Genomic DNA, 19,742 nt, shown 5'->3' with positions numbered 1-19,742 from the left:
TATGGACAAGCTCTTGATCGGATGGCGCGAAACGGTGTTCTTGCCCGACCTTGGCCTCGCCGGGTTCAAGTCCAAGGTCGACACTGGCGCACGCACCACCGCGCTGCATGCCAACAACATCTCGGAGATCGAGATTAGGGGGACTCCCTGGGTCGAGTTCCTTCCGGACCACGACGTGCTCCAAGGCACCGACATCTGCGTGTGCCCCGTTGCCGCGATCCGCGAAGTCACCAACACGAGCGGTATCCCGGTACGGCGCTACTTCATCAAGACGCGGCTTCGGATCGGCGAACGCGAGGCGGAGATCGAGCTTTCGCTGTCGGACCGTTCGGACATGACCTTCCCGATGATCGTCGGTCGCACTGCGCTGCGCCAGTTGCGGCTGCTCGTCGATCCGGCACGCAGCTGGCTTGTTTCCCCAAAGACCATGTGAAGAGCAGAAAGAAAGGACGTGACAATGAAGATTGCCATGCTGGCCCGCAACTTCAAGTTGTATTCTCATCAGCGCCTGAAAGAGGCCGCAGAGCAGCGCGGGCATGAACTCGACATGATCAATACGACGCGCTGCTATATGAACATCGCCTCGCGCCGTCCCGAGATCTTCTACAATGGCGAGAAGCTGGGCCACTACGACGCGGTGATCCCGCGGATCGGCGCCTCGGTCACCTTCTATGGCACCGCCGTTCTGCGCCAGTTCGAGATGCAGGGCGTCTATCCGCTGAACGAGAGTGTGGGCATCGGCCGCTCGCGCGACAAGCTGCGGTCGATGCAGCTTCTGGCGCGCGATGGCGTGGGCCTGCCGGTGACGACCTTCGCCCATGATCCCAAGCAGACCGAAGAGGTGCTGGAGGTCGCGGGGGGTGCTCCGGTGGTGGTCAAACTGCTCGAGGGCACCCAGGGCATCGGTGTGGTTCTGGCCGATACCGCGCGTTCCGCGAAATCGGTGATCGAGGCATTCCGTGGAGCGAATATCAACATCCTGGTGCAGGAATTCATCAAGGAAGCCGGCGGCACCGACATCCGCGCCTTTGTCGTGGGCGGAAAGGTCATTGCGGCGATGATGCGTAAGGGCGCCGAGGGCGAGTTCCGCTCGAACCTTCACCGCGGCGGCTCGGCGGCGGTCGTGAAACTTTCGCCCGAGGAACGATCGACCGCGATCCGCGCGGCCAGGTCGATGGGGTTGAACGTCTGCGGGGTGGACATGCTGCGGTCGAACCACGGTCCGGTGGTTATGGAAGTGAACTCTTCGCCCGGTCTTGAGGGCATCGAAAAGGCCACTGGCATCGACGTGGCCGGGAAGATCATCGAGTTTCTCGAAAGGAATGCCAAAGTCGGCGCCACGCGGACCAAAGGCAAAGGCTGATGGCTCTGCAAAAACCGTTCGAGATAGGGGGTGAGATAATCACCCCCGGTAGCCGTCGGACAATCGATATCCCGGTCAGCGTGCTGCCGGATCACACGCCGGTCACCATGTCGGCCCATGTGATCCACGGGCGCCGGGCCGGGCCTGTCGTCTTCGTCAGCGCGGGTGTTCACGGAGATGAGGTGATCGGTGTCGAGATCGTGCGCCGATTGCTGAACGTCGACAGCCTGAACCGCCTTGCCGGGACGCTGATTGCCGTGCCGATGGTCAATGCCTTCGGCATGATGAACCTTTCGCGCTACCTGCCTGACCGCCGCGATCTGAACCGTTGCTTTCCGGGCAGTGACAAGGGTTCGCTCGCCTCGAGGCTCGCGCATATATTCCTGACCGAGATCGTGAAGCGTAGCGATCTGGGCATCGATCTGCATTCGGCCGCCATTCACCGGACCAACTTGCCCCAGATCCGTATCTCGCCCGGCAACGCGGAAACCAAGCGTCTGGCTGAACTGTTCGGCGTCCCCGTGGTGCTGCGCGCGCCCCTGCGCGAAGGCTCGCTTCGGGCCGCGGCGCAAAAGGCGGGCGTAGACGTGCTGCTCTACGAGGCAGGCGAGGCGCTGCGCTTCGACGAAATGGCCGTCCGCGCAGGGGTATTGGGCATCCTTCGCATATTGCGGGATCGCAGGATGATCGGACCGAAAGGCATTACCCGCCCCCGAACGCAGCCAGTTTTCTCCGATTCCAGCCGCTGGACGCGCACCAGCCAGGGCGGGCTGTTTCGCTGCTATCGCTCCGAAGGCGAGGTCGTTCAGGAAGGTGAGGTCTTGGCGGTGGTATCGGATCCATTTGGTGAGGTGGAACACGAAATCACCGCCTCTTCCGACGGTATCATCATCGGTCGCGCGGTCATGCCAGTGGTCAATGAGGGCGACGCCGTCTTCCACATCGCGCGCGTCGGCAACACTGACGACGCGGAAGAGCGCATGGACGCCATTTCAACACAGTTGGAGGCTGATCCCTTGTTCGACGAGGATGAGATTCTCTGATGGCGTCAAGGGCACGTTCAATAGATCTCGATTCCGTTGTGCAAATCAGCCGAAGACCGGACTTCCCCTTTCCGTGCGCAGACATGTCTCACGCTCTCTGTGACGCGGAGGACAATTGCGGTGTAGTGGTTCGGGTCGGCCGAGTGGATATGGAGCTCGGCGAAGTGGGCGTTGGACCTGCGCGGACACATGCGTCGCCGGTCGATCCCGGTCGGCGTGACCATGACACCGATGCCGATCTGGAGATCGGGTTCTGGATCTCCGACACCGAGGAGGGCGTTGCCAATGTGGCTAGCGACGTCTAACTGGAGGCTCGGAAGGTGTTCCAAGAAAGACAGATCGAAATTTCTTTCCCGCAGCGCGGTTTTCACATCAGGTCCGGGCTGCCGGCAATTCCGCGTGCGGCCGAATGAACCATGCCGGACCGATCGCTGTTCCGCTATGAAGGCCCCGGCGCTGCCACCCTTGCTGTCGCTGACCTCGGCGCAAGTGCCGCTCGGCAGCCACGACTGCCACCTCATCGAAAGGCTCCTCGAATGAAGGCTCTCACTCTTGGAATGGCGCTCGCCACCCTGACCGTCGCTGCGGCCGCCCAGGCCGAGCCTGGTGTCTCGTTCACGTTCGGGGCGGGCACAAGTCTGGCACCGGCCTATTTCGGATCGGACGACTACGAGTTCGGCCCGACAGGGACGGTCCGGTTGCACGGGCTGCAGATCGGTCAGTTCTCCTTCGGTTCGCCCGACCCCTCGGTCGAGCGCATGGGTTGGGGTCTGCGCGGTGCGTTCCGCTATTTGAGATCGCGCGAGGCGGCGGACCATCCCGAGCTGACCGGGCTTGCCGATATCGATGCGGCGATCGAGCTGGGCTTGGGGATTGGCTACGAGGCCGAACGCTACCGCGCTTTTGCCGACTTGCGCTATGGCGTGATCGGGCATGAGTCTTTCGTGGCCGAACTCGGCGCCGACGCCAAGCTGCGCGCGAGCGATCGGCTGACGCTGACTGCGGGCCCGCGGCTCCTGATCGGCTCGGACCGCTACGCGGCCACCTATTTCGGCGTCACGCCGGTCGAATCCGTCGCAAGCGGACTGCCCGCCTTCGCCGCGGAAGGTGGCCTGCTGACCGCTGGGGTGCAGGTCGGGATGGCCTATGACCTCGGTGGTGACTGGGGGCTTGAGGGAACGGTCGGCTATGCCTGGCTCCAGGGCGACGCGGCGGACAGCCCGATCACCGCGATGGGCAGCCGCACTCAGGGAACGGCATCGCTGATGCTGACCCGGCGCTTCACCTTGGGGTATTGATGGTACGGGGCGGGCGGCGCGGCGATCCGAGCCGGGCCGACCTCATCCAAGTCGCTGGAGGGCCGAAGTGACTTCACTGTCCGCACCGCCGACGCCGCGGCAGCCGGCGCAGCCCCTTGGACCCGAAGGGCTGGTCGCCTGCCCTGTCTGCGACGCCCTGCATGCCGAGGTGGCGGTACCCTCAGGCGCGCGGGCGCGCTGCCACCGCTGCGGCACGGTGCTGTTGGCGCCGCGTGAGGGCGCGCTCACGCAGATCGTGATGCTCGCGGCCACGGCGCTGATCCTCATGGTGGCCGCAGTCTTCTTCCCGTTCCTGGAGCTGAGTGCGGGCGGCATGGTGCAGCGCAGCTCGCTGCTCGACGCAGTGATGGCGTTTTCGACCGGAATGCTCTTGCCGCTCACCTTCGCGGTGGCGGCGCTGATCATCGTGCTTCCGCTGCTGCGCTTCGGGACGCTGCTCTATGCGCTCGGGCCGATGGCCTTCGGCCGGCGTCCGGCGCGCCATGCGGCTCGCGCATTCCGGATCGCGGAGTCGACCCGGCCCTGGGCGATGGCCGAGATCTTCATCGTCGGCGTGGCGGTGGCGCTGGTGAAAGTGGCAGGGCTCGCCAAGCTCTCGCTCGGGCCGGCCTTCTGGGCGTTCGTCGCCCTGGTGCTGGTGACGGTGCTCAAGGACAACTTCATGTGCAGGCTGACGGTTTGGAAAACGCTGGAAGAACGCAGGAAGTCCTGACGGCGCGCCGGGCGGGCTTGGTCGGCTGCCGAAACTGCGGGCGGGTCCACGACGTCGCGGAGCGCGTCTGCGCGCGCTGCGGCAGCCGACTCTCCAGCCGCGATCCCGGTAGCCTGCAGCGCGTCTGGGCCTGGCTCGTGGCCGGGATAATCGTCTACATTCCGGCGAACCTCTATCCGATGCTGGTGACGACGACCTTCGGCAAGACCAGCGAGAACAGTATCGTTGGAGGGGTGATCGAACTTTTTCATCACGGCGCCTACGCAGTCGCGCTGATCGTCTTCTTCGCGAGCGTCGTGATACCGATCGGCAAGTTCCTGGCAATCGCCTACCTTGCCATCAGCGTTCGCTCGGCCGTCGTGATCCGGGGGCACGGCCGTCAGAAGCTCTATGAGGTGGTCGAATTCATCGGGCGCTGGTCCATGATCGACGTCTTCGTGGTGGCGATCCTGTCGGCGCTGGTGCAGCTCGACTTCGCGGCCACCGTGAATCCCGGCATCGCCGCCGTGAGCTTCGCGCTTTCGGTTGCATTCACGATGCTTTCGGCGCAGAGCTTCGACCCGCGCCTGATCTGGGACGCTTACGAAGCGGACGACACATGACCAATCCCAAGCCAGCCGATCTCGACGTCTCGCCGCTCCGGCCATCGTTCCTTCGCAACCTCTCCTTCGTGTGGCTGGTGCCGATCCTGGCGCTGGTCGTCTCGCTCGCGATCGCATGGCGGAGCTACGCGGAGCGCGGAGTGCGGATTGAGATCTCGCTCCGCAATGCCTCGGGCGTCACTCCCGGCGAGACCACGGTGCGCTACCGCGACGTGGCCATCGGCGTTGTCGAGGACGTGGACTTCACCGCCGACCTGTCGCACGTGGTGCTCTCGGCGCGGATCGACAAGACCGTTGCAGACACATTGCCCGAGGGCGCGATGTTCTGGGTGGTCCGCCCCGAGGTCACCGCGCAGGGGATCAGCGGCCTGTCGACAGTGCTTTCCGGCGTCTACATCGAAGCGGCGTTCAGCCCCAGCCCGGGGAGCGGCGCGTGGCAGTTCGAGGGGCTCGACGCCTCTCCGCTGGTTCAACTGGGCGAGGAAGGGACCCGCGTCACCATCCGCGCGCGCGATGGTAACCGGCTCTCGCCTGGCGCTCCGGTGCTCTATCGCGGGATCCAGGTCGGGCGGATCGAGACGCCACGGCTGACCGAGACCGGCGACAGCGTAATCGTCGGGGCCTTCATCAATGCCCCGCACGACCGCTTTCTGACCACCGCCACGCGGTTCTGGGACACCTCGGGATTTTCCGTCTCGCTCGGCGCCGGCGGTATCAACCTGGACGTGGGCAACCTCTCCTCGTTGGTGACGGGCGGCATCGCCTTCGACACGGTTTTCTCGGGCGGTGATCCGGTCGGCGAGGAGTCCACCTTTGATCTCTTCCCCGACGAGCAGGCGGCGCGTCAGAGCGTCGTCACCGGCGTCGGTCCGAATGCCATCCGCTTCAGCATCGAGTTCGACGGCTCGGTCGACGGCCTTTCGGCGGGCTCGCCCGTCGAGTATCGCGGCCTGCGGGTCGGGGAGGTCAGCGCCATCGGGGCCTTCCTGGTGGAAACGGCGGAAGGGCCGCGCGTGCGCCTGCGGACGACGGTTGCGCTTGACCCGCAGGGCATGGGCTTGCCGGCCGAAGCGGGCGAGGAAGAGACGGTCACCTTCCTCGCCGCCGAAGTCGATGCAGGGCTCAGGGCGCGGCTTGCGACCGCAAGCCTGTTCAGCGCGGCTCTGATCGTCGAGCTTGTGGAGATTCCGGACGCGGCGCCGGCCGCGCTCGAGCGCCCGGAAGAGGGATTCCCCGTGCTGCCTTCGGTGGAATCCGATCTCCCCGATTTCACCGCTACCGCCGAGGGCGTCTTCGAGCGCATCAACGCGCTCCCCGTCGAGGAACTGATGCAGCAGGCGATCAGCCTGATGGCATCGATCGAGGCGGTGGCGACGGCCGAAGGCACGCGCGCGGCGCCCGATGCGCTTGTGGCGCTCCTCGACGAGAGCCGGGCCCTCGTCGGATCGCAGGAGACCCAGGCGCTGCCGGGCGAGATCCGGGCCGCGGTCTCCGAATTGCGCGGAGTGGTCGAGGAGCTTCGCGGTCGCGGCGCGCTCGACCGGCTGGTCTCGGCGCTTGAAAACGCCGATGCCGCCATTGCCAACCTGTCGGTGGCCTCCGAGCAGGTCCCGGCGCTGGTCGAGGACCTCAGGACGCTCGCGGCCAAGGCCCACGCCCTCGAGGCCGAGGAACTGGTCGCTGCGGCCACGCGCGTTCTCGACAGCGCCGATGCACTGATCGGAACCGAAGAGGCCCGCGCGCTCCCGCCTGCCTTGACGGCGGCGCTGGGAGAGGTGGAGGCGACGCTGTCCGAACTGCGCGCGGGGGGCGCCGTGGAAAACACCAACGCGACACTCGCCTCGACGCGCGCCGCAGCCGATGCGGTCGCCGAAGCCGCCGCCGGACTGCCGGAACTCTCGGCGCGACTCGACGCGCTGATCGCGCAGGCCGAGGGGCTCGTTGCCGCCTACGGAACCCAGTCGGATTTCAACGCCGATGCGCTTGCGGCGTTGCGCGAGGTGCGTGCCGCTGCACGGACGGTCGCGCAGCTCGCCCGTGCAATCGAGCGTAACCCGAATTCCCTCATTATTGGACGCTGAGCCATGCCCAACCTTCGCGTGTCCGCACTGTTCCTCGTGTTCACACTCGCTGCCTGCGGCGCCCCCGCCGACCGCTATCTCGTCGAGCCGTCCGCCCCGCCGGAGCCGATCGCCCTGCGGATCGCGAGCCTCGAAGTAGGCGAGGTCGTAGTGCCGGCCTACGCGGAAGCTTCGGAGATCCTCAAGGAGAGCGAGACCGGGGCGCTCGAGGTCGTCGACAGCGCCGAATGGGCAGACGGGTCGGCCCGCGCGGTGACTGCGGCCCTTGCGCGCAGCCTTGATCTGAGGACGCGTGCCGACGTCGCCGCCGAGCCTTGGCCACTCACCGAGCCCGCTGCGGCCCGGCTGGAAGTGAGAATCGAAAGCGTGGTGGCCCGTGCTGACGGTACGTTCCAGATTTCGGGGCAATTCGCAGTCGCCTCGCCCGAAGGACGGATCAGAGAGTTCCTCGACCGCTTCGATATCAGCGTCGCACTCGACGGCGAGGGTCCCGCCGCGATTGCACGCGCCAACGGCCGGGCGTTGGACATGTTGGCCGATCAGATCGCCCTGCGGCTCCGGCGGTAGGCGATGCAGGGTCAGGTCATCCTGCATGAGAACGGCGGTGCAAAAGTCTGCCACGGTAGCGGCGGGATAGGCCTGCTGCGGGCGGTGTAAAGACCGGCCACTTTGCCCTTCGTGCGATCATCGCAGGGAGTGCGTGGAGATCCATACCGTGGAACTTTACCGGAAGGTTCGTCTGGCCTGCGCCGACAGGATGAGCAAGCGCGCCACGCTGTTCAGCGCTCTGCAGTCGCATTCCCTGTTCCGGGACCGCTATGGACGGCCGGGCATGCTCCGCCTCGCACCACTGGCCACTGTCGGTCAGAAGCCGGTCACCCTGCGTGATTTCCGTCACCTTCGAGGACTGGTGCACCCGGTCTTGTGCCAATCGTGCTGCAAGCCCCTCGATCAGGCCGTGCATCCCGCCCTCAAGGCGAAACGATCCCTCAATCGACGCAAGCCCAGGCCACGATGGACCGTGCCGCGCTCATCTTCGAAACAGATGTCGCTGTCGGCGTATTGCGGAAAGGCCCGGAGCCCGAGGTCTTCGACAAGGTTGGCGATGCGAGGTTGCCCGGGCCAGAACCAAGAGGGCCCGAGGTCGACAGCGCCCGTCGGAGGGTTCAGCACCGCAATCCGACCGCCCAGCCGGGAACGCGCCTCGAAGATGTGATAATCCACGTTGGCGTTCTGCAGTCGAGCCGCGAGCGATAGCCCCGCCAGTCCACCGGCGACAATCGCGATTTCGGTTTTCATTCCATCTGCCCCGCGCTCTGGTCATGCTGACGGCCTGATACCGAGTGCTTGGAACTGCAAGAGCATGTTGACGGTGCCTCGATGGGGTTGTCTGGATCGAGCGGCACGCTTCGACTGTCATCGAAGGTTCAGGCAGTCACAGAGGCGTATCGTGCGCTCCATCCTCAACTCCACTCCGGATTGGCAACCAGGATAGGGCGACCCCTTGCCTCGATGTCGCCGCCTGCGGCAAGCAGAATGTCCTCCCGATATCGCGGGCCGACAAGCTGGACGCCCACGGGCCGCCCATTCGCATCCCCTGTCGCGATGGATAGAGCCGGCACACCGATCGCCGGGATCGCCCTCTGGGTCAACTGCGCCTCAAAGACCCGGGCAAAGGCCGCCTTCGAGCTTACGTCGAGCTGCTGGTCGAACGGCAGTTCGCCGGAGACGGGGCAGAGGACGACCGGGAAATCGCTCAGAAAGAGTTGCCACTGGCGCAAGATTCCGGCACGCGCCTGAAGCGCCTCCATGAGGGATCTGAACCCCACCTGGCCGGCGTCCTCGGACATCCGGGCGAAGACGAACTGCGAGTCCGCCTCTCCTTCGCGTGCCAGCATCTCGGCTGCCCCGAACTGCGTTTCGGCCATCCAGAGGCAGGCATTGATGCCTGCCGCGCGCCTCATTGGCGGGCAGTCCACCTCCTCGACTGTCCAGCCGGCGTCCCGCAGGCGGTCCGCTCCGTCAAGCAGGGCCGCACGCACGTCCCCCGTCACCTCCATGCCATCAGGGGCCAGTGCGAGCGCGGCACGCCTGGGGAAATCGGCCCCGCCCTGAGCCGCAGGAACATACCACGGGTCCCTCGGGTCGGGCGCCGACATGGCCGCGAAAGCGATCTCGAGATCGGGCATGCTGCGTGCGATCGGCCCTGACACGGCCATGAGCTGCGCGCCGATGAAGCGGTCGGGTCCGCTGGAATTGGAGGCCGGGATCCGACCGGGTGTCGGACGCAGCCCATGCAGGCCGCAGGCATAGGCCGGATAACGGACCGACCCCGCGATATCGGTGCCATGCCCGATGGCGCAGATGCCCGCGGCAACGGCCGCAGCCGCTCCGCCTGACGAGCCGCCCGGCGTGATCTCCCTGTTCCGGGGGTTCAGTGTCTGGCCGTGCAGGTCGTTCTTGGTGAACCAGCGGAGCGAGAAGGCCGGTGTATTGGTGCGCCCCACGATGATTCCGCCCGCCTTTCTGACGTTCGAGACCACGGGGCTGTCCTCCGTTGCGACGAGCGCCTCCTGAAGCCGCAGGCCGTTAGTCGTTGCATGACCTTTCTGATCGACGTTCACCTTGATCGTCACCGGCACACCGCACAGCGGCCCCGGGTCCTCGCCCTTGGCGATCGCCGCGTCGATCTGTCGGGCAGCATCAAGCGCCTCCTCGGGGAATTCCTGCACCACAGCGTTGATGGCGGGGTTCACTTTGGCGAGCCGGTCGAGATGGGCTTCCGTCACCTGGACCGCCGACAGCCGTTTTGCACGCACGTCCGCCGCAATCCGGCTTGCGGTCATCTCCCAGATTTCCGTCATGGATGCTCCCCTTTCTCAGGCGTCAATCCCGTTCGACGTTGGCAGGAGGGGAAGGGAATGTCGACGGTGTCCGCTGCGCTGCGGGACAGCCGCGGCCGCGAGCGAATCCTCTCCGATCGGTACGACCATGACGATTGCAGATCACGTCCCTCGGCTTATTCTCGCCCATGAGAGTCCATATCCGAGGGAGGTCGTCATGCCGGATGGAAGCAACACGCCGTCGCGCCGCAGCGTCGTCGTTTCGGAGTTCACCAACAGCGTTCTCGATCCGAAAGAACCGATGCTCGGTCCGGTCGAGAATGGCGGGACCATCATCGCGAATACCGCGCCGGGCTGCTGGGGCCCGATGATCACGCCGCGCCTGCGGGGCGGCCACGAGGTGACGAAGCCCGTCTTCGTCGAGGGCGCGGAGGTCGGCGACGGCGTCGCCATCCGCATCCGCGACATCACCGTGACCTCGATCGCAACGGCCTCCGGGCACGACAGCTCGCCCGAAGGGTTCTGCGTCGGCGACCCCTACGTCGCCGCGCGCTGTCCTGTCTGCGATACCGTCTGGCCAGAGACCCATGTCGAGGGCATCGGGCAGGACGCAGTGAAATGCGACGTCTGCGGCAATGCGGTGAAGCCCTTCGAGATCGTGCATGGTTATACCGTGACCTTCGACGAGACGCGCGCCGTCGGCCTGACGCTGCCGAAGACGGCTGCCGAAACCATCGCGAAGGAGGCCGACCACTACTCGGCCCTGCCCGACCAGAGCCGCCAGCATTCGATCCTGACCTTCGCGCCGTCCGACATGCCGGGCACGCTGATCCGCATGCGGCCCTTCATGGGGCAACTGGGCACCTGCCCGTCGATGGCTATGCCCGACAGCCACAACGCCGGCGACTTCGGGGCCTTCCTCGTCGGCGCGCCCCATGCCTATGCGATCACCGCCGAGCAACTGGCCGAGCACAAGACTGATGGCCACATGGATATCGACGCGGTGCGCGCGGGTGCCATTATCGTCGCCCCCGTCAAGGTGCCGGGCGCGGGCATCTACATGGGCGACATGCATGCCGGCCAGGGCGACGGCGAGATCGCCGGTCACACGATGGATGTGGCAGGTAGCGTGACGCTGCAGGTCGAGGTGGTGAAGAACTATCCCATCGACGGGCCCGTCCTCTTCCCGCTGGTGGAGGATCTTCCGCCGCTCGCGAGGCCCTTCACCGAAGCCGAGAAGGCCAAGGGACAGCGGCTTGCCGCGAAATGGGGCGTGAAGGAGATCGAGTCGCTGGCGCCGATCTCGGTGATCGGGACCGCGGCGAACCTCAACGCCGCGATCGAGAACGGGCTGGCGCGTGCCGCGAAGCTTCTCGGCATGACCGTGGCTGAGGTGCGCAACCGCGCGACCGTGAACGGCGCGATCGAGATCGGGCGCGCCCCTGGCGTGATTCAGGTGACGTTCCTTGCCCCGCTCGCCAGGCTCGACGCTGTCGGCCTCGGCGACTACGCACGCGAACAATACGGTCTCTGAGGGATCAGACGGCGGGCCTCTGCGGCCCGCCGACGAGGCGGCAAGATCCGCTCGGGACCTCCCGGACACCTTCCCAACACGCGCGGCGCGGTGAGAGTGCCCTTTCCGCACCGCGCCCTGCCGCAAACCCGAATTCGTACACCAGCGCCGAAACCGGCGCGGCCCTGTCAAGGAAGCCTCTCGACTTCAAGGCGGCCCAGAAAAGCCCGACACGCGGGTCGGGCTACCGCTTATGGGGTTTGTAGAACTCGGAAGTCCTTTCCCGTCCGGCCAGCCACCACCCTGACTGTTCGGGCCAGGTCGAGAAGGTGGTGTCGTGCCCGAGGTCGCGCGCGGCATGGAGCGCCCACATCGGATTGACGAGGGCCTCGCGCGCGATGGCGATCAGATCGGCGCTTCCGTCGGCGAGGATCTTCTCAGCCTGTTCGGGATGGGTGATGAGGCCCACGGCCATGGTCGCCATCCCGACCTCCCTGCGGACTCGGTCGGCATAGGGCACCTGGAAGCCTGGCTGTCGCTTCTGCCCGCCTCCAGCCGTTGCGGCGCCCGCGATACCGCTCGACGAACAGTCCATGACGTCGACCCCGATCTCCTTCAGCGCACGGGCAAGCACGACCGTGTCGTCAAGGCTCCAGCCCTCGGGGCTGCCGTCAACCGCAGAGGTGCGGAAGAACAGCGGCAACTCTTCGGGCCAGGCCGCGCGTACGGCCTGGGAGATTTCGAGTGCAAGCCGCATCCGCCCTTTCAGATCACCGCCATAGGCGTCCGTTCGCCTGTTGGACAAAGGCGAGAGAAAGCTGTGAACGAGGTAGCCGTGAGCGCCATGGATCTCGACGATGCGGTAGCCGGCCTCGCGTGCGCGATGCGCCGCCGACACGAAATCTGCGATCACTTCGTGAATCTCGGCCACGGTCAGCTCATGCGGAACCGGCCAGCCCTCGGCGACCGGGATTGCGGAGGCGCCCACAGGCGTCCAGGGCATGTCGCCGCGCCCGAAATCAGCCTCGCCGAGGGGACCATTGCCATACCAGGGTCGCTGCATTCCGGCCTTCCGGCCCGCATGGCCGAGCTGGATTGCGGGGATCGCACCGTTGCGAAGCACGAACTGGGCGACCCGCGCGTGGCCCGGGATCTGGCTGTCCGTCCAGAGCCCCGGGCAGCCATGGGTGATGCGTCCGCATTTCTGCACTGCGGTCGCCTCGGTGAAGACAATGCCTGCTCCGCCGATGGCGAACCTGCCAAGATGGACAAGATGCCAGTCCTCCAGGTGTCCATCGTGAGCCGAGTACTGACACATGGGCGAGATCACGACACGATTGCGGGTCTGGATGGCCCGAATGGCAAGTGGCTGGAACAGTCTCGACGTGTGGGTCATGGGTTCCTCTCCGGGTTCGGACCTTCTCTGTCGGCGATCGGAGACCCGTCTGCAAGCAACAGCCAATCTCGATCGACCGAGTTGAGCACCTTCCATCCCTGCCAGCAGTCGAGAGTTCCCTGTTCGGGTGGGAAAATTCCCCTGTTTTCCGACGTAGGGAAATTCCGCTCAAGCCTTGGACATTTCGTGCTAGTTTCGATTGAAAACAGCATGTTACGTCGCGCAATGGGAAATTTTCCCTGTATTTTCCCTGTTATCAGGGAATTCGCAACCAGACCGCGTAGCTCGAGACTGCTTACACAGCCACGTTTTCCTCGAAAGCCACCGAACCAAGGCCGAAAGGCCCTTCCTCGTTGCTCCCGTGTTACAATCGCGCCAGACTTTGACTCATTGTTTGACGTGCATTCGTTTGGAGGAACCGAAAATGCTAAGAGAGACCCTTTGGGCCATGACGGCGGCGGCCGCCTTCGCAGTCGCCGCAGATGCGCAGGAGATGAGGACCGAGGCCATCCGCTTCGCCCCGGGAACGAGTGGCGCGACGATCGCGGGCAGCATCACCGGCTATGAAAGCGTCCAGTACACGCTTGGTGCGGAAGCAGGGCAACGCTTGAAGGTCCGGCTGGAACCGTCGAACCTTGCCACGTATTTCAACGTCTATGCTCCGGGGAGCGGACCGGGGGACCAGGCACTGGCGAACGCGCAGTTCATGGGCGAGATGGTGCCCGACATCAACATCTTCGACGGCACGCTTTCAACGTCGGGAGAATACATGATCGACGTCTACATGATGCGCTCTGCCGCGCGCCGCAACGAGACGTCGAACTACGCGCTTTACGTAAGCATCGAGGGCGACTTGCCGGCCCAGGTCGAGGGTGACTATGCGGACGGGCTTCAGGGAGGTCCTGATTATTTCCAGGTGGCGACCTCGGGCGGGGGAACGCTCAACCTCCGGTCGGGCCCCAGCGGCGCGGCAGGCCTGGTGACGCGCCTTGCAAATGGCCAGAACGTCCGGAACCTCGGCTGCCGGATGGCGGAAGGGCGGCGCTGGTGCCGCGTGGCGACGCTTGCCGACCCGGGCTTCGAGGGGTGGGCCGCTGGTGACTTCCTCATCGAGGGGACGGGCATGGCCTCGACGCCTCCGACGTCGGCTGGCGGGGTTGGCGGGACTTCGACCGAACGCGTCCGCTTTGCCGCCGGGACGAGCGGCGCCGAACTGACGGGATCGCTGCTGCCGGGTGAATCGCGCCGCTATCTTCTCGGCGCCTCCAACGGTCAGGATCTCTACGTGCGCGTGGCCGCGAATGGTCCGGACCTGTCCTATCAGATATTCAATCCGGATGGGTCCTTCCTCCTGGATCAGATGACCTCGGCGCAGGAATATCGTGGTCAGCTCTGGCAGTCGGGTGACCACGTCATCGAAGTGATCAACCGGGGAAACAGCACACAGACATACAACGTGATCTTCGGGATCGATTGACGCGGCGCGTTCGCACCGAACAAGCGTTGCCGGTCGGGTGTATGGCCCCGGCGGCGCGAACATCCGCCTGAGGTGAGGAAAGGGACGAGACGAACTGGCAACATTCGATTGCGACAGCGGTTGTGATCGGGGGGTTTACCGGGCCGTCGAACTGAGCGGATGGCTGGGGGGAAGGCAAGACGGCAACGCTTGATGTACATCATCCCGCTCTTGTTCCTGGCGATCGTCATCCTGAACCTGATCTGGCCAGCCGGTCCGTGATCGGCGCGGTGGCCGGGCTTCAGGCACCGGGGTGGAGTGCCGATCCGTGCAGGATTTTCGAGAGTCTCGCGCCCTGCCGTTTCCGGCCGTGACCCTTGGCCAGTCGCGGGGAGTTGTTCCCGCAACCGTCTGACAACGCTTCGTTTCCGAAATGCGTCGGCACATGAACGCGCCGGACGTCGGCCAGATACCTCACATGCTTGTGCGGGTTGCATTCTTTCGACGTGGATTGACAGCGCGGATGACCATCGTAACACGTGGCCTGCAAATATCGGAAAGATTCTCGCCGTGGACCTTCGTGCACTCGTCCTCCTTGCCCTCGCCCCCCTTGGCGCCTGCACCTTTTCCGGTGGCGAGATGCAGCTCTACCCGATTGCCGGACCGATCGCGGAGGCCGATCCGACGCTGGTGATCGCCGCGCGCGCGAAGGACCTCGACAAGACTTCGGGGGCGCTCAGCTTCCGCTTGCCGGGCAAACGGAAATGCGAAGGCACCTGGAGCTCCGTCGCGCCAAAGATCACTTCGAACGAGAGCAAGCTCAGCCTCACGCTGCGCGGTACCGGCGGCAAGATCGGCCGTTCGACCGAAGACGTGGGCGGCATCAACTCCGGCGAGATCTACGCAGTGTGCAGCGATGGGACCCGCGTGCAGGGGACCTTCATCATGGGGTCGGGTACGCAGAGCGGGACGGGAACCGCGACCGACACGCTGGGCAACAGGTACAAGCTCCTGTTCTGAGGCGTCGGCCTTCAGTTCGTGACCACCTCGTATTCCGCCGCCGACATCACGCGCAGCAGTTCCTTATGGCCGATCCTTGCCATGTCGAGTGGCGGGCTGACACGGGGATCCTGTTCCGCCTCGACCACGAACCAGCCCTGGTAGCCGAAGGAGGCCAACCGGTGGACGATCCGGCCGAAGTCGAGGTCACCGTCGCCGGGCACGGTGAAGGCTCCCTTGATGACCGCGTCAAGGAAGCTTTCCTTCGTCCGGTCGAGGCCGTCGATCACGGACATGCGCACGTCCTTGGTGTGGACATGGCTGATCCGCCGATGATGGTGGTTGATGACGCGGATGACGTCACCGCCCGCCATGGCCAGGTGGCCCGCATCGTAGAGCAGCTTCACCGCCTCGCCGGTGGCGCCCATGAAGGCGTCGATCTCCGGCTCCGTCTCGATCGCCGCCGCCATGTGGTGGTGGTAGGCGATGGGCATCCCCTCGTCCGCGCACCACTCGGCGAAAGCGGTCATCTTGCGGCCATAGGTCTTCATCTCGTCCGCTGAGAGCTTCGGCTTCGTGGCGAGGGGCTTGGAGCGATCGCCCTGGATCGACCGCGCCGTCTCGCCATAGACGATGCAGGGGGCCTTGGCGGCGATGAAGAAATCCATCTGCTCGCGGATGCGGTCCTTCTCGGCCTCGATGTCGCCGTCGAGGAGCAGGCCCGAGAACCAGCCACCGCAGACGGATATGCCGTACTTGTCGAGGATTGGCCCCAGTTCCTCCATGTTCATGGGAAAACGGCGGCCGGTCTCCATGCCGGTATATCCGGCCTCCGCCGCCTGCCCGAGGCATTCCTCGAGGCTCACGTCGTCCGACAGTTCCTCGAGGTCATCGTTCCACCACGCGATCGGGGCGATGCCCAGTTTCGCCTTGAGCATCGGTCACACTCCCACACGCTGTTTGCTGCGGATTTCCTCCTGGTGCGCCCGCGCCGCCTTCACCGTTTCCCGCTCGGAGATCTCCGGCACGCCGACGTCCCAGTCGGCGTCGCCCGGAACCCAGGCGAAGGCGTCGGTGACGATGGAGAGAACCGTCGTTCGGTCGGTGCCCTTGGCCCATTCCAGCGCGGCTTCCAGGTCGGCAAGGCTTTCGCAGTGGCGGCCATGGGCGCCCATGGATTCCGCGTGCTTGGCGAAGTCCACGTGCGGCGGGTTGTCGGGGTTCTGGATCCGGCAATCCTTCAGGAGGTTGTTGAAGCCAGGCGTGCCCTTGAACTCCTGCAGGCGGTTGATGACGGCGAAGCCGCCGTTGTCGCAGACGACCACGATCATCTTGTGGCCCGTCAGGACGGATGAATAGACGTCGGAGTTCATCATCATGTAGGTGCCGTCGCCCAGCATGACGTAGGGCGTGGATTTGCCCGCGTTGGCCATGGCGTTGCCCCAGCCTGCGGCGAGTTCGTAGCCCATGCAGGAGAAGCCGAACTCCAGGTCGAAGGTATTGGGGTTCTTGACCCGCCAGCCCTTCGCGACCTCGCCGGGGATGCCGCCCGCCGCCGCGACGAGGTTGTCGTTCTCGCCTGCGGCCCTGTTCACGAGGTTGACGACCTGGGCGTAGGTCGGGACCGGCGCGTTGGTCGGTGCCTGGTGTTCGTCGAGAAGCGCGTCCCATTCCTTGAAGAGCTTCTGGGCGTGTTCCATGTAGGCCTTGGGCATGGCCCAGTCGCCCAGCAAGGCGTCAAGCTCGGTCACGCTTTCCAGCGCATCGCCGACCACAGCCAGCGCCCGGTGCTTCGTCGCATCCCAGCGGGCGGCGTTGAGCGAGATGAATTTCGCTTCCCGAGAGAACGCGGTCCACGAGCCGGTCGTGAAGTCCTGCAACCGCGTGCCCACGGCGAGGATCACGTCCGCCTCTTGGGCGAGCGCGTTGGCAGAGGTCGAGCCGATGATGCCGATAGGTCCGGCATGGGCGGGGTGATAATGGGTCAGGCCGCCCTTTCCGGCGATCGTCTCGACCACCGGAATGCCGCGCGCGACGGCGAACTTCGCCACCGCCTCCTCGGCGCCCGAATAGCGCACGCCACCTCCCGAAATGATCAGCGGCTTCTTCGCCGTTTTCAGCATCGCCGCCGCCTCGGCCAGCCGGTCCCTGTCGGGACGCGGACGCGGGATCGACCAGACCCGCTCCTCGAAGAACTCCCGCGGGTAGTCGAAGGCAAGCTCCTGCGTGTCCTGGGGCAGGGCGACGAAGGCCGGGCCGCAATCGGCCGGGTCGAGCATGGTGGCGATGGCCTGCGGCATCGACGAGATGATCTGCGCCGGATGGGTGATCCGGTCCCAGTACCGCGAGACCGCCTTGAAGGCGTCGTTCACCGTCACGGTCGGATTGCCGAAATGTTCGACCTGCTGCAGCACCGGGTCCGGCAGGCGGTTCGTGAACGTGTCGCCGGCGAGGATAAGGATGGGCAGGCGGTTCGCATGTGCCGTCCCCGCGGCCGTCACCATGTTCAGCGCGCCCGGACCGATCGAGGAGGTGGCGATCATCAGCTGCCGGCGGCGCTTCGCCTTGGCGTAGCCGATGGCAGCCAGCGCCATGGATTGCTCGTTCTGACCGCGCCAGGTCGGAAGCTGATCCTGCACCGTTTCGAGCGCTTCGGCGAGGCAGGTCACGTTGCCGTGGCCGAAGATGCCGAAGACCCCGGCAAACAGCGGAACACGCTCCCCGTCGATTTCGGTGAACTGGTTGCACAGGTAGCGGACCAGGGCTTGCGCCATGGTCAGGCGAATCGTTGCCTGGGGCATGCAATCTCCTCCCTCTGACTATATTGCGTGATTAACTCATGAAATGTTCATTGACAAATGCAATTTCACGCAACGAATATTGTCGCATTGAATCGGGAGGAAGCGATGACCTGTATCGCCGTGCCGGATAGGGGGCGCGCCGTCGAGACGCGCGCCGAGCGGAGCGAGTAGGGCCATGTATCGGGATTTCGGACTGTTCATCGACGGAGCATGGCGGGCGGCGGGCGAAGGCGCGACTGCCGATGTCGTGAGCCCCGTGACGGAGCAACCGCTCGGGAAGGTGCCCGTCGCGGGCATCGGGGACACGGAGGCAGCGATTGCCGCAGCCGAAAAGGGTCTGGCGGCGTGGCGTGCCACGCCCGCGTTCACCCGTGCCGATGCGATGCACAGGATCGCCGACGAGATGATCCGCCGGACGGACGAGGCGGCGCGGATGATCTCGTCCGAGACCGGCAAGCCCCTGGCTCAGTCGCTGCGTGAATGGGGCCTCTCGACCGATCAGTTCCGCTGGTATGCCGAGGAAGCGCGCCGCATCTACGGCCGCATCGTGGAAAGCCGCGTGCCGGGTGGCCGGTTCGAGGTCCACCACGAGCCTGTCGGCATCGTCGCCGCCTTCACTGCCTGGAACTTCCCTGCCGCGCTGATCGCGCGGAAGGTGGCGCCCGCGCTCGCCGCCGGCTGCTCGGTCGTCGTGCGGCCCTCCAGCCAGACCCCCGGCACCGCGATGGTGATGTTCGACTGCTTCCGCGCGGGCGACCTGCCGGCCGGAACCGTGAACCTTGTCGTGGGGGCAACGGGCAACACCTATGGGCCGCTCATGGCCTCGAAAGCCGTGCGGAAGGTGTCGCTGACGGGTTCGACGCGCGTGGGCCAGCAGATGATCCGCGACGCGGCGGACACGATGAAGAAGGTCTCGATGGAACTGGGCGGCAACGCGCCCTGCATCGTCTACGACGACGCCAACCTCGAGGCCGCGCTTGACGTCTGCGTGCCCACGAAGTTCGCCAACTGCGGGCAGGTCTGCGTGACGCCCGACCGGTTCTACGTGCACGAAAGCCTGCACGACGCCTTCGTGGAGGGTTTCGTGAAGCGCGCCAGGGCCATCAAGCTGGGCGACGGGCTGGACGCGGATATCGGCATGGGTCCCCTGATCAACGCCGGCCGCCTCGAGGAGATCGAAGCCATCGTGGCGGCGGCCGTCAAGGACGGCGCCAAGGTCGCGACCGGCGGTCAGCGCGCGGCGGGCTTCAACGCCGGTCATTTCTACGAGCCGACGGTCCTCACTCACGTCAGCGACGACATGCAGGTGATGGCCGAGGAGAATTTCGGCCCGATCGCGGCGATCAGTTCCTTCAAATCCGACGACGAGGCGATCAGGCGGGCCAATTCGACCGACATGGGCCTGTCCGCCTATGCCTTCACCACGTCCCCGGCACGCGCAAGGCGCACCGTGGCGGAATTGAAATCGGGGATGGTCGGGATCAACAGCTTCGCCCTCGCCGCGTCGGAGGCACCTTTCGGCGGCACGAACTTCTCCGGCATGGGCCGCGAAGGCGGGACCGAAGGCATCCGTGACTATCTCGATATCAAACTCGCGCAGAACGTATTCTGAGG

General features: G+C 65.4%; 18 protein-coding genes. 13 read left to right on the top strand and 5 right to left on the bottom strand.

All coding sequences use genetic code 11. The annotated features are described in order from the left end of the window. The first annotated feature begins 1 nt into the window (after position 1). The 9 genes from ABCN56_RS15100 to ABCN56_RS15060 all read left to right on the top strand — a co-directional run bounded on the left by ABCN56_RS15100 (position 2) and on the right by ABCN56_RS15060 (position 7,687). Positions 2 to 433 carry an ATP-dependent zinc protease family protein gene (locus ABCN56_RS15100; protein WP_343081652.1) on the top strand — a complete coding sequence of 144 codons (432 nt, stop codon included), beginning with the start codon at positions 2 to 4 and terminating at the stop codon, positions 431 to 433. Positions 434 to 457: 24 nt separating this feature from the next. After that, on the top strand, positions 458 to 1,363 hold the full coding sequence (rimK, locus tag ABCN56_RS15095) for a 30S ribosomal protein S6--L-glutamate ligase (protein WP_343081970.1): 906 nt from the start codon (positions 458 to 460) through the stop codon (positions 1,361 to 1,363). Then, a complete protein-coding gene (locus ABCN56_RS15090) occupies positions 1,363 to 2,406 on the top strand; it encodes a succinylglutamate desuccinylase/aspartoacylase family protein (protein ID WP_343081651.1) in 1,044 nt (347 codons plus the stop codon). The genes rimK and ABCN56_RS15090 overlap by 1 nt, the downstream gene beginning before the upstream one ends. Positions 2,407 to 2,549: 143 nt before the next feature. Beyond that, positions 2,550 to 2,711, top strand: a complete 162-nt coding sequence (locus tag ABCN56_RS15085; protein WP_343081650.1) for a hypothetical protein — start codon at positions 2,550 to 2,552, stop codon at positions 2,709 to 2,711. 231 nt (positions 2,712 to 2,942) lie between these two features. Next, positions 2,943 to 3,704 carry a MipA/OmpV family protein gene (locus ABCN56_RS15080; RefSeq protein ID WP_343081649.1) on the top strand — a complete coding sequence of 254 codons (762 nt, stop codon included), beginning with the start codon at positions 2,943 to 2,945 and terminating at the stop codon, positions 3,702 to 3,704. 76 nt (positions 3,705 to 3,780) lie between these two features. After that, positions 3,781 to 4,437, top strand: coding sequence for a paraquat-inducible protein A (locus ABCN56_RS15075; RefSeq protein ID WP_343081969.1), 657 nt, complete (start codon positions 3,781 to 3,783; stop codon positions 4,435 to 4,437). Beyond that, on the top strand, positions 4,404 to 5,039 hold the full coding sequence (locus ABCN56_RS15070) for a paraquat-inducible protein A (RefSeq protein WP_343081968.1): 636 nt from the start codon (positions 4,404 to 4,406) through the stop codon (positions 5,037 to 5,039). The genes ABCN56_RS15075 and ABCN56_RS15070 overlap by 34 nt, the downstream gene beginning before the upstream one ends. Beyond that, a complete protein-coding gene (locus tag ABCN56_RS15065) occupies positions 5,036 to 7,120 on the top strand; it encodes a PqiB family protein (protein ID WP_343081648.1) in 2,085 nt (694 codons plus the stop codon). The genes ABCN56_RS15070 and ABCN56_RS15065 overlap by 4 nt, the downstream gene beginning before the upstream one ends. A gap of 3 nt (positions 7,121 to 7,123) precedes the next feature. After that, entirely contained in the window at positions 7,124 to 7,687 is a 564-nt protein-coding gene (locus tag ABCN56_RS15060; protein WP_343081647.1) for a PqiC family protein, read from the top strand. Positions 7,688 to 8,071: 384 nt separating this feature from the next. Here ABCN56_RS15060 and ABCN56_RS15055 read toward each other — a convergent pair whose 3' ends face one another. After that, positions 8,072 to 8,419, bottom strand: a complete 348-nt coding sequence (locus ABCN56_RS15055) for an FAD-dependent oxidoreductase (RefSeq protein ID WP_343081646.1) — start codon at positions 8,417 to 8,419, stop codon at positions 8,072 to 8,074. 164 nt (positions 8,420 to 8,583) lie between these two features. Next, positions 8,584 to 9,984, bottom strand: a complete 1,401-nt coding sequence (locus ABCN56_RS15050) for an amidase family protein (protein ID WP_343081645.1) — start codon at positions 9,982 to 9,984, stop codon at positions 8,584 to 8,586. Between the two features lie 196 nt (positions 9,985 to 10,180). Here ABCN56_RS15050 and ABCN56_RS15045 point away from each other — a divergent pair, with 196 nt between their 5' ends. Beyond that, on the top strand, positions 10,181 to 11,497 hold the full coding sequence (locus ABCN56_RS15045) for an acetamidase/formamidase family protein (protein WP_343081644.1): 1,317 nt from the start codon (positions 10,181 to 10,183) through the stop codon (positions 11,495 to 11,497). A gap of 223 nt (positions 11,498 to 11,720) precedes the next feature. Here ABCN56_RS15045 and ABCN56_RS15040 read toward each other — a convergent pair whose 3' ends face one another. Then, complete coding sequence (locus ABCN56_RS15040) at positions 11,721 to 12,872, bottom strand: NADH:flavin oxidoreductase/NADH oxidase (protein WP_343081643.1); 1,152 nt, start codon at positions 12,870 to 12,872, stop codon at positions 11,721 to 11,723. A 424-nt stretch (positions 12,873 to 13,296) separates the two neighbouring features. Here ABCN56_RS15040 and ABCN56_RS15035 point away from each other — a divergent pair, with 424 nt between their 5' ends. Together ABCN56_RS15035 and ABCN56_RS15030 are read left to right on the top strand one after the other, a co-directional pair. Then, positions 13,297 to 14,349 carry an SH3 domain-containing protein gene (locus tag ABCN56_RS15035; protein WP_343081642.1) on the top strand — a complete coding sequence of 351 codons (1,053 nt, stop codon included), beginning with the start codon at positions 13,297 to 13,299 and terminating at the stop codon, positions 14,347 to 14,349. 549 nt (positions 14,350 to 14,898) lie between these two features. Continuing rightward, positions 14,899 to 15,348 carry a hypothetical protein gene (locus tag ABCN56_RS15030; RefSeq protein WP_343081641.1) on the top strand — a complete coding sequence of 150 codons (450 nt, stop codon included), beginning with the start codon at positions 14,899 to 14,901 and terminating at the stop codon, positions 15,346 to 15,348. A gap of 11 nt (positions 15,349 to 15,359) precedes the next feature. On the opposite strand, the gene iolE is transcribed toward ABCN56_RS15030, so the two are convergent. Continuing rightward, positions 15,360 to 16,265, bottom strand: coding sequence for a myo-inosose-2 dehydratase (gene iolE / locus ABCN56_RS15025; protein ID WP_343081640.1), 906 nt, complete (start codon positions 16,263 to 16,265; stop codon positions 15,360 to 15,362). A 3-nt stretch (positions 16,266 to 16,268) separates the two neighbouring features. After that, positions 16,269 to 18,128 carry a 3D-(3,5/4)-trihydroxycyclohexane-1,2-dione acylhydrolase (decyclizing) gene (iolD, locus tag ABCN56_RS15020; protein WP_343081639.1) on the bottom strand — a complete coding sequence of 620 codons (1,860 nt, stop codon included), beginning with the start codon at positions 18,126 to 18,128 and terminating at the stop codon, positions 16,269 to 16,271. A gap of 175 nt (positions 18,129 to 18,303) precedes the next feature. On the opposite strand from iolD, the gene ABCN56_RS15015 reads away from it, so the two are divergent. Next, positions 18,304 to 19,740, top strand: a complete 1,437-nt coding sequence (locus tag ABCN56_RS15015; protein ID WP_343081638.1) for an NAD-dependent succinate-semialdehyde dehydrogenase — start codon at positions 18,304 to 18,306, stop codon at positions 19,738 to 19,740. Positions 19,741 to 19,742 lie beyond the last annotated feature (2 nt).

Source organism: Ostreiculturibacter nitratireducens, assembly GCF_032670585.1.
In the GTDB taxonomy this organism is placed as follows: domain Bacteria; phylum Pseudomonadota; class Alphaproteobacteria; order Rhodobacterales; family Rhodobacteraceae; genus Ostreiculturibacter; species Ostreiculturibacter nitratireducens.
Note: the sequence above shows the minus strand (reverse complement) of the source record. Positions and strands in the feature narration are given on the sequence as shown.